We start from the raw sequence: 9,302 nt of genomic DNA on the forward strand, positions 1-9,302 counted from the left end.
GTCCACCGCCCGGACACCCCGGGGTCCTCGGCCCCATCAGCCCCAGATGACGGCTCCCAGCCAAGCCCCCACCGCCAGGAGGCAGCAGAAGAGCTCCACGAGCACCGAGTATCCCGTCGCCCGCATCACGGACCTGAGTGAGGTCCAGCCGGCCGCCCGGCTGCCGAGGCGCAGGCGTTCGGCGCCGTAGATCGCGCCCACGTATCCCAGGATCCCGCCCACCACCGGGATCACGAAGAACCCGGCGATCGCCGCGATCCCACCGGCCATCAGCGTCTTGCGCGGCGCCCCCGACTCGCGGGGACGACGCGAGGGCATCAGCGCCTTCAGGGCCTGGTTCAGCAGCAGCAGGCACGTCGCGCCGATCAGCACGCCCCAGGCGACCGGAGTCGGGTCCGTGAGTGCCCACCACAGCACCGCGGCCCAGACGATCGCCTGCCCGGGCACACCCGGCACCAGGACGCCGACCAGGCCGAGCAGCATCACCGCCCCGACGGCAACGAGCTGCCACGCACTCATTCGACCAGCGTGCCGGAGTCCGCCGGGTCCCGCCCGTCAGCGCGGCTCCATCAGCGGGCGAAGCCCCGGGCGGGGCGTTCAGCGCGGGGCGCGGGCCACCCAGCCACGTTCGTACGCGTGCCAGCCGAGCTGCAGCCGGGTGGTGACCCCGGTGAGCTCCATGAGTCCCTTCACCCGTCGCTGTACCGTCCGCAGGCCCAGGTCCAGCTGCTTCGCCACGCTCGCGTCCGTCAGGCCGGCCAGCAGCAGGGAGAGGATCTCCAGGTCGGTCGGATCCGCACCCGGACCGTTCTCCTCGCTGACCCCGCTCCCGCCGAGCCGCAACGGCATCGCGTCCCGCCACACCGCCTCGAAGAGGCCCATCAGGGACTCCAGCAGCCCGCTGGCGTGGATCACCAGGGCGGCCGGCTCCGCTCCCCGCCCGGTCAGCGGCACCATGGCCAGCGCGGCGTCGGCGACCACCAGCTTCGTCGGCACCCGGTCGACCACCCGGCACTGCTCGTCCCGGCTCAGCGCCGCCGACAGCTCCACGATCCCGGACGGCAGCGAGAGCACGTCGCGCTCGACGACCACGCGGTAGGACACGCCCCGCATCGCCGCCCGTTCCTCGGACTCGTTCTCCATCCCGGTGACCGCGATCGGCTTCCCCGTGACCAGCGCGCAGACCTCGGACGTGGCGCCGAGCTGCAGTTGATGGAACCGGTGGGCCACCGCGCTCGCGCCCGTCACCACCTCCACCAGGTCGTGCACCGCGGGCTCCGCCGCCTGGGCCCGGTAGTCCTCGGCGAGCAGGGCGGACGCCAGCTCCGCCTGTTCGAGCTCATGGCGTTGCTGGGTCAGCAGCGCGCCGAGCGCGACCCCGGGCGGCGCGGCGACCCAGCGGTCCGCCCGTGAGGACGACTGGGCCACGAGACCTTGCTGTTCCAGCCGGCGCAGCGCGCGCTCGGTGTCCGCCTCCGGCAGGGCCAGCCGGCGCGCGAGGTCGGAGAGCTCCGCGGCGCCCGCCGCGACCAGTGCCCGGTAGGCCGCTTCCTGTCTCTCGTCGAGACCTATCGCTGACAGCATCCTCGGCCCTCCCCGGATCCGTGCTCGCGCGTTCCCGCGCCCGTCGGGCGGGACGCGCCGTGGCGGGAAACGGCCACGGCGTAAACCCGCCGGGCCCATCATGCCCCGTAGCACGGGTCTCTCTGACAATCTGGCGCCACCGCAGCAACGGCCGCCCCACGGGCGGTGGGCTGATCACACAGACCGGCCCGCCGGGCGACCTTCCCGTGGGGGGTGGGGACGTCCGGCGGGTCTCGCACGGATACCGGTTCCGGGCCGGATTTCCGGATGACCCGTTTTCGTGCGCCCCGAGCGGTCGACAATATGGGCATGAGCCAGCAGGGGGAGAAGCCCGCCGCCCACGAGGACGACTGGTGGCGCGCGCTGTACGACGAGACCGCGCCGGACACCGGGCCGAGCAGCGCGGCCGACAGTCTCGACGACCGGTTCGACTCGGCGTCGGATGCCGTGGGCGGCCCGGAGGAGGCCCGGGTGGACCATCCGGTCACGGTGGTGCCGCTGCCCGACCCGCGCCTACCCGAGGCGGAGCCCGCACCGGAGCCGACGCTCCCGCCCACCGTCGCGGTCGGGCGCGCCCCGTGGGAGGCGCCTGCCGGGCCCCCTCGGCCTCGGACCTTCGCCGTACGGCCCCCGGCCGCACCTCCGGCCCCCGAGCCGCCTGCCGTACCGGTCCCGCCGGAGCCCCCGGCAGTGCGTGAGCCGCCGGTGCGCCCTGTCGTGGGCCACATCGGGGACCGGCCCCCCACCTATGACGCCGAACCCGCCGCGCTGCCGGTGTCCGGCCCCGACGACCTCGACGCCCTCGTCCCCGACACGGTGCTCGACGGTGCCCGGTACGGGACGTACACCCTGCGGGCCGCGTCCGTGCGCGGGGACTCGGCGCGCTTCCGCGGGGAACCCCGTCGCGACGCCCTGCTCACCGCACGCTTCGGCGCCGGGGACAGCGCCCTGGTCCTGGTCGCGGTGGCCGGCGGCGCCCGGGGCGCGGGACAGGCGCATCTCGCCGCTGCCGACGCCTGTCGCTGGATCGGCGGAGCCGTCGCCCGCAGTCATGCCCGGCTCTCCGACGACATAAGGGCGGGACGCAGGGGCGACCTCAAGTCGGGGCTGCACCGACTCACCGACCGCACCTACGGCAAACTGCGCGCCCGCGCTGCCGAGCTCGGCCTCGAATCGTTCGCCTACAGCGCCGGTCTGCGCTGTCTGCTGCTGTCCGCCGACCCGGAGTGCCGCACCAGGGTCTTCTTCGGCATCGGACCGGGCGGCCTCTTCCGCCTTCGCGACGGAGCCTGGCAGGACCTCGACCCCGCGCTCCCCGCGACCGGTGGGGCGGCGAGCGAGGAGGGCCCCGACGGGGACCGGCTGACGATGGATCTGCAGATCACCACACCCCCGTCCCCGTACGCCGGGAACACACCGCCACCGCCTGCGGAGCCGTTCCGCTTCCGCGCCTCCGTCGCCCGCCCCGGGGACACGCTGCTGCTCTGCGGAAACGGCCTGGCCGAACCGATGCGCGGAGAGCCGGCGCTCGCCGAGGAGCTGGCGCGGCGCTGGGCCGCCGACGGCCCGCCCGGCCTGCCCGCCTATCTGGCCGACACCCAGCTCAGGACGAAGGGGTACGCGGACGACCGCACGAGCGCCGCGGTCTGGGAGGCGTAACCGGGCAGGCCATGGGTTGATGGACTCCGTAGCGGGGCAGCCGCATGTGCACGGAGCACACACAGAGAGGGTGCGCACCCATGGCCAAGCAGAACGTGTCGGAACAGTTCGTCGACATTCTCGTGCGGGCGGGGGTCAAGCGGCTGTACGGCGTCGTCGGTGACAGCCTCAACCCCGTCGTCGACGCAGTCCGGCGGAACGCCGCCGTCGAGTGGGTCCAGGTCAGGCACGAGGAGACCGCCGCGTTCGCCGCCGGTGCCGAGGCCCAGATCACCGGCACTCTGGCCGCCTGCGCCGGATCCTGCGGTCCTGGCAATCTGCACCTCATCAACGGCCTCTACGACGCACACCGTTCGATGGCCCCCGTGCTGGCCCTCGCCTCGCACATCCCGTCGAGCGAGATCGGCCTCGGCTACTTCCAGGAGACCCATCCCGAGCTGCTCTTCCAGGAGTGCAGCCACTACAACGAGATGATCTCCAACCCGCAGCAGATGCCGCGGCTGCTCCAGACGGCGATCCAGCACGCCATCGGCCGCGGCGGCGTCAGTGTCGTCTCGATGCCCGGTGACATCGCCTCGCAGCCGGCTCCGGAGAAGTCGATCGAGCACGCCCTGGTCACCTCGCGGCCCTCGGTGAAGCCCGGTGACGAGGAGATCGAGAAGCTCTGCAGGATGATCGACGAGGCCAAACGGGTGACGCTGTTCTGCGGAAGCGGCACGGCGGGCGCACACGCCGAGGTCATGGAGTTCGCCGAGCGTGTGAAGGCCCCTGTCGGCCACGCGCTGCGCGGCAAGGAATGGATCCAGTACGACAACCCGTACGACGTGGGCATGAGCGGGCTGCTGGGCTACGGAGCCGCCTACGAGGCCACCAACGAGTGCGATCTGCTGATCCTGCTGGGCACCGACTTCCCGTACAACGCGTTCCTCCCGACCGACGTGAAGATCGTCCAGGTCGACGTGCGCCCCGAGCACCTGGGCCGGCGGTCCAAGCTCGATCTGGCCGTCTGGGGTGACGTGCGCGAGACACTGCGCGCCCTGACCCCGCGCGTGAAGGTCAAGACCGACCGCAAATTCCTCGACCGGATGCTGAAGAAGCACGCCGACGCGCTCGAAGGCGTGGTCAAGGCGTACACCCGCAAGGTCGAGAAGCACGTACCGATCCATCCGGAGTACGTCGCCTCCGTCCTCGACGAAATCGCGGACAAGGACGCCGTGTTCACCGTCGACACCGGCATGTGCAATGTGTGGGCGGCCCGCTATCTCACGCCCAACGGCAGGCGCAGGGTGATCGGTTCGTTCAGCCACGGCTCGATGGCCAACGCGCTGCCGCAGGCCATCGGGGCCCAGTTCACCGACCGGAACCGACAGGTCGTCTCGATGTCAGGCGACGGCGGATTCACCATGCTGATGGGCGACTTCCTCACGCTGGTCCAGTACAACCTGCCGGTGAAGGTCGTCCTGTTCAACAACTCCTCGCTCGGCATGGTCGAGCTGGAGATGCTGGTGGCGGGGCTGCCCTCGTTCGGTACGACCAACAAGAACCCCGACTTCGCGGCGATCGCGCGGGCCGCGGGTGCCTACGGGGTGCGGGTGGAGAAGCCCAAGCAGCTGGAGGGTGCGCTCAAGGACGCCTTCAAGCACAAGGGGCCCGCACTCGTCGACGTGGTCACCGACCCGAACGCCCTCTCCATCCCGCCGAAGATCAGTGCCGACATGGTCACCGGCTTCGCGCTCTCCGCCAGCAAGATGGTCCTGGACGGCGGGGTCGGCAGGATGCTCCAGATGGCCCGCTCCAACCTCCGCAACGTCCCGCGGCCCTGAGCGGGGCCACGGCGGGCGGTACGGGGCCGTCGATCACACAGGTCACGGTCGAGGGCGGAGGGTACGAGCGATCTCTCCCGGTGCCGGTCCGATGGTCCGCGCCGCAGGTGGGGGACTACGGCGCGGACCGGACCGGGGGAGTGCGGCTCAGCAGTCGTGGTCGACCAGGTCGAAGGACTCGTAGTGGTCCGCGGTGTAGTAGTCCTCCTCGGTCTCCTCGCCCGTGACGATCCGTCGGGCCCCGCGGTCCGAGGAGCCCGGGGTGATGACCGTGTACTCGTGGTAGTAGCCCGTGCCCTGGCTCGGCAGCAGTGCTTCCCGGTTCTGGAAGACGGTGCCGTCCTGCTCGTAGGGGAACGGACCGTCCGTCTCGATGAGGTCGAGTGTGTCGTGGGCCTGGGACGGCAGCGCGGAGTAACAGACGCTGCCGACAGCGGCGGTCGAGGGAGCAGTCGCGGCCGATGCGGTGACCGGTCCGCCGACGAGGAGGACGGACAGGAGGGCGGCTGCGCCGCCGAGCGTGGTGATCCGTGGGGGGATTCGCATACCCCATGATGACGCGCGTAGATCCCCATCCGTCAACGCCAACACATGTGAATTTTTGGGAAGTTAACCGTGGGTACGGAAATGTAACGAGCCGGTCGTCCGTCGGGGGTTGCGCGGTCGCGCGTTCATATGTTGACGCCTGGAGACGCGTGGCCACTTGGCTGTGGGGGCATGCATCCCGTGAAGGCGTTCGACACATGACGTCATGAAACGGAATCAAGGGAGGCCGATTCAGCGTGCGTTCGGGGGACATGACGAAACGACAGGAGAGCCCGCCGGTGCGGCTGCACCGCAGACTCGGGCATGCCGATCTGTCGGCCGTGGGGGAGATACGCGCCGCACTGCGGGAGTTCCTGCGCTATCGCCGGCAGCCGGAGGAGACCGAGGTGGCGGAGCTCCTGCTCAGCGAACTGGTGACGAACGCGCTCATCCACACGAGGAACGGCGCCGTGGTCACGGTGACCTCCGGGCCCGCGCGGTTGCGGGTGGAGGTGCGCGACTTCGTGACCGGACAGGAACCCGCGCCGTACGTACCGAACGCCGACGACGGTACGCACGGCAGGGGACTGCTCCTCGTCCAGAGCCTGGCGGACTCCTGGGGAGTCGCGACGCAGGCGCTGGGCAAGGTGGTCTGGTTCGAGCTGAACGCCGGGAAGTCCTGACACTCAGCCGAACTGCTGCTCCAGGTCCTTCAGTTTCTGCTCCAGCGAATCGAGCCGGGGCAGGGCCTGGGTGTCGTCCTCGGCGGTGAGGTCGACGGTCGCGGGATCACCGCTCGTGGTCTGTGCCGAAGTACTCCTGGAGTTCGAGCCGTTCACGGCTTGCAGGGATGGCCGGGGGCGCAGTGGCAGTTGTCCCGGCTCTGTTATGGCGGGCTCCGCGACGGCCGGTGGGCCGCCGCCCGGTGCCGGGGCGATGGCCTGGACGTCCACCTGGCGACCGTTCCGGCCGCCGCGTCCCCAGGCCCGGTTCTGCCGGTTCAGGGCCTTGATCTGCGCCCGGTCCAGCTTCGCCTGGTCCCTTCTGCGGTGCCGGTCCTGTTCCTTCTCCCGGCGGTCCTCGCGTACCTCGTCCACCGCCTCGTCCAGGGTGCGTACGCCCTCGAGGAGCATCAGCGACCAGGCGCCGAAGGTCTCCCTGGGGGCGCGCAGCCACCGGACGATCCGGATCTGCGGCAGCGGGCGGGGCACGAGGCCCTGCTCGCGCAGCGCCGCACGACGGGTCTGCTTCAGCGCGCGGTCGAACAGCACCGCCGCCGAGAGGGACATACCCGCGAAGAAGTGCGGGGCGCCCGCGTGGTCCATGCCGCGCGGTGCGTGCACCCAGTTGAACCAGGCGGCCGCACCCGCGAACGTCCACACCAGCAGCCGCGAGCCCAGCGCCGCGTCACCATGGCTGGCCTCGCGTACCGCGAGCACCGAACAGAACATCGCGGCCCCGTCGAGGCCGAAGGGGACGAGGTACTCCCAGCCCCCGGTGAGGCTGAGGTTTTGCCGGCCGAAGCCGACGAGCCCGTGGAAGGAGAGGGCGGCGGCGACCGCGGCACAGCAGAACAGCAGGACGTACGAGGCGGTGGCGTAGAGCGCCTCCTTGCGCCTGCGGCGCTCCTCGCTGCGTTCCCAGCTGTCGTCGGCCGCGGCCTTCTCAGCGGCGCGCTTGCCGCGCGCGACCACCGTCACCGCCGCCATGACCCCCACGAGCAGCACGGCGCCCGGAAGCAGCCAGTCAAGCGATATGTCGGTCAGTCTCATGCACGGTCCCTTGCGTCACGTAGGGCGTTTCGGGCGCCATCGTGACGGAAATACCGCCGCGCTCAGGGGGTTTCGGGGCAAGTGAACGCCATTGGGTCGGCCGGGCCCATCGTTGGACGGAATCTATTCGAATGTCCGTACGTGGAGGCTGAGTTGAGTTCGAATTATGGTCGCCCGCCCGGGTGGTGTGAGCCGCCGTCGGCTCAGGGGGTGGGCGTCAGCTTCCGGACGCGGTCGGCGTCGCAGGTGCGCGGGCAGGTGACGCACGTGTCCTCGGGCCGCAGGGTGTAGAAGAGGCAGCAGCTCGCGCGGTCGCGAGTCGGGAGCGATTCGCCGTCCGGGCCGGTCAGTTCACGGAAGCCGGCCGTGCCCACGTAGGGCTTGGTGGTGCCCGGCAGCAGCAGCTCCAGTTCCCTCATCGCGCGGCCCTCCTCGCCGAGCAGATGGGCGACGTACCAGAGACCCTCGACGATCTCGTCCGTCGCCATGCCCCACAGGGCCCGCTTCCCGCGCCGCATGCGCGGCCGGAAGCCGTCCAGCACCGGGCCGATGTGCTGCGCCACGGAGTCGAGGACCTCGGCCCGCAGAGCCGCCTCGTCCGGGACGACCCGGGCGCCCGGCAGCCCGGCCGCCGGGTCGTCGGGCAGGCAGGCGAACTCGCTGACGCGGAGGGTCAGATGGCCCAGGCCCCGGTGGAAACTGACATCCGCGACGGGGATCCGCGGCACGCGGCGGTGTGTGAACCACGGCAGGGTCACGAGGAGGCAGGCAGGCCAGGCGTAGCGGTGCAGTCCGAAGCTCGCCACCACGTCGGGGCGGGCCTGTGTGCCGTAGTCCCGCAGCACCTGCGCCTCGTCCCAGGCCAGGAAGTCGTCCAGCACCGCACCGCCCGCGGCCAGCTCGGCGGCACCGACCCATCCGCTGCCCGAGGGTGCCGCGACGTCATCGGTGAGCACCTCGGCGCGCAGTCCCGGAAAGACCTCGGCCAGACGTGCGTACGCCGCCGTCAGCGGGGACGGGGCGGTGGCGGCGAGCAGAGCGGGCACGGTCATTCAGGGACCACCGAATCACGATCTTTTTGCAGGTAAGCCTTACCTTACCCGAAGTGATCGGTGTTTGAACTGAGGCCCTCTCCGCCTATCGTGCACAGGGGGCCCGGCGCACGCGAGCCGGCCCTCCAGTCCGAGGAGGTTCCCGTGGAGCAGGGCAGAGCGCGTGAGAACGCGCGGCCGTACGCGTCCGCGGGTACCCCGCAGGACGTCCGCGTGCCCGAACAGGTGCGCGGCGAACACACCCACAGCGAGCCGCCCGCACCCCGCGTGATCCAGCGGCACTCCGTACGCGGCCAGATACTGGACGCCCTGCGCGCCGCGCTCGTCGGCGGCGAGCTGGCTCCGGGGGAGGTCTACTCCGCCCCGGCGCTCGGCGCCCGCTTCGGTGTGTCCGCCACCCCGGTGCGCGAGGCGATGCAGCAGCTGGCCGTCGAGGGTGCCGTCGAGGTGGTGCCGAACCGCGGCTTCCGGGTCAGCGAGAGGGGCCCCCGCGAGCTGGCGGAGCTCGCCGAGGTGCGCGCCCTGATCGAGGTCCCGGTCATGCTGCGGCTCGCCCGCACCGTCCCGGCGGCCGGCTGGTGCGCGCTGCGTCCGCTGGCCGACGCCACGGTCGCGGCGGCCGCCGTCGGTGACCGGGCGGCCTACGCGGAGAGCGACCGGGCCTTCCACCGCGCCGTGCTCGCGCTGTCCGGCAACCAGCAGCTCGTGTCGGTCGCCGACGACCTCCACCGCCGGTCCCAGTGGCCCCTGGTCAACAGCCCCGCCGGCCGCCGGGCCGACCTGCTCGCCGATGCCTCCGAGCACACCGCTCTGCTGGACGCGCTCGTCGCCCGGGACCTCACGGTGGTGCAGTCCCTCGTACGCGAACACTTCAACGGCGCGGAGGT

9 protein-coding genes are annotated in these 9,302 nt (G+C 71.5%); 4 read left to right on the forward strand and 5 right to left on the reverse strand.

Going from position 1 to position 9,302, the window contains the following annotated elements:
• Positions 1-36: 36 nt before the first annotated feature.
• Both ACFWFI_RS37125 and ACFWFI_RS37130 read right to left on the reverse strand, forming a co-directional pair.
• On the reverse strand, positions 37-519 hold the full coding sequence (locus tag ACFWFI_RS37125) for a DUF456 domain-containing protein (protein ID WP_387399241.1): 483 nt from the start codon (positions 517-519) through the stop codon (positions 37-39).
• A gap of 78 nt (positions 520-597) precedes the next feature.
• Positions 598-1,584 (reverse strand): helix-turn-helix domain-containing protein, encoded by a 987-nt coding sequence (locus tag ACFWFI_RS37130; RefSeq protein ID WP_387399243.1) that lies wholly within the window; start codon positions 1,582-1,584, stop codon positions 598-600.
• Between the two features lie 309 nt (positions 1,585-1,893).
• Here ACFWFI_RS37130 and ACFWFI_RS37135 point away from each other — a divergent pair, with 309 nt between their 5' ends.
• Together ACFWFI_RS37135 and ACFWFI_RS37140 are read left to right on the forward strand one after the other, a co-directional pair.
• Entirely contained in the window at positions 1,894-3,243 is a 1,350-nt protein-coding gene (locus ACFWFI_RS37135; RefSeq protein ID WP_387399245.1) for a protein phosphatase 2C domain-containing protein, read from the forward strand.
• Between the two features lie 80 nt (positions 3,244-3,323).
• Positions 3,324-5,066 (forward strand): pyruvate dehydrogenase, encoded by a 1,743-nt coding sequence (locus ACFWFI_RS37140; protein WP_387399247.1) that lies wholly within the window; start codon positions 3,324-3,326, stop codon positions 5,064-5,066.
• A 147-nt stretch (positions 5,067-5,213) separates the two neighbouring features.
• Here ACFWFI_RS37140 and ACFWFI_RS37145 read toward each other — a convergent pair whose 3' ends face one another.
• Complete coding sequence (locus tag ACFWFI_RS37145) at positions 5,214-5,612, reverse strand: guanyl-specific ribonuclease (protein ID WP_387399249.1); 399 nt, start codon at positions 5,610-5,612, stop codon at positions 5,214-5,216.
• 251 nt (positions 5,613-5,863) lie between these two features.
• Between ACFWFI_RS37145 and ACFWFI_RS37150 the strand changes: the two genes are divergently transcribed.
• Entirely contained in the window at positions 5,864-6,274 is a 411-nt protein-coding gene (locus tag ACFWFI_RS37150; RefSeq protein ID WP_387399252.1) for an ATP-binding protein, read from the forward strand.
• A gap of 3 nt (positions 6,275-6,277) precedes the next feature.
• Here ACFWFI_RS37150 and ACFWFI_RS37155 read toward each other — a convergent pair whose 3' ends face one another.
• On the reverse strand, positions 6,278-7,363 hold the full coding sequence (locus tag ACFWFI_RS37155) for a DUF2637 domain-containing protein (RefSeq protein ID WP_387399255.1): 1,086 nt from the start codon (positions 7,361-7,363) through the stop codon (positions 6,278-6,280).
• Positions 7,364-7,566: 203 nt separating this feature from the next.
• Positions 7,567-8,415 (reverse strand): (2Fe-2S)-binding protein, encoded by an 849-nt coding sequence (locus ACFWFI_RS37160; RefSeq protein ID WP_387399257.1) that lies wholly within the window; start codon positions 8,413-8,415, stop codon positions 7,567-7,569.
• Positions 8,416-8,559: 144 nt separating this feature from the next.
• Here ACFWFI_RS37160 and ACFWFI_RS37165 point away from each other — a divergent pair.
• On the forward strand, positions 8,560-9,302 hold a 743-nt coding region (locus ACFWFI_RS37165), incomplete at its 3' end, for a GntR family transcriptional regulator (RefSeq protein WP_387399260.1).

This window comes from Streptomyces sp. NPDC060209, assembly GCF_042728155.1.
Lineage (GTDB): Bacteria > Actinomycetota > Actinomycetes > Streptomycetales > Streptomycetaceae > Streptomyces.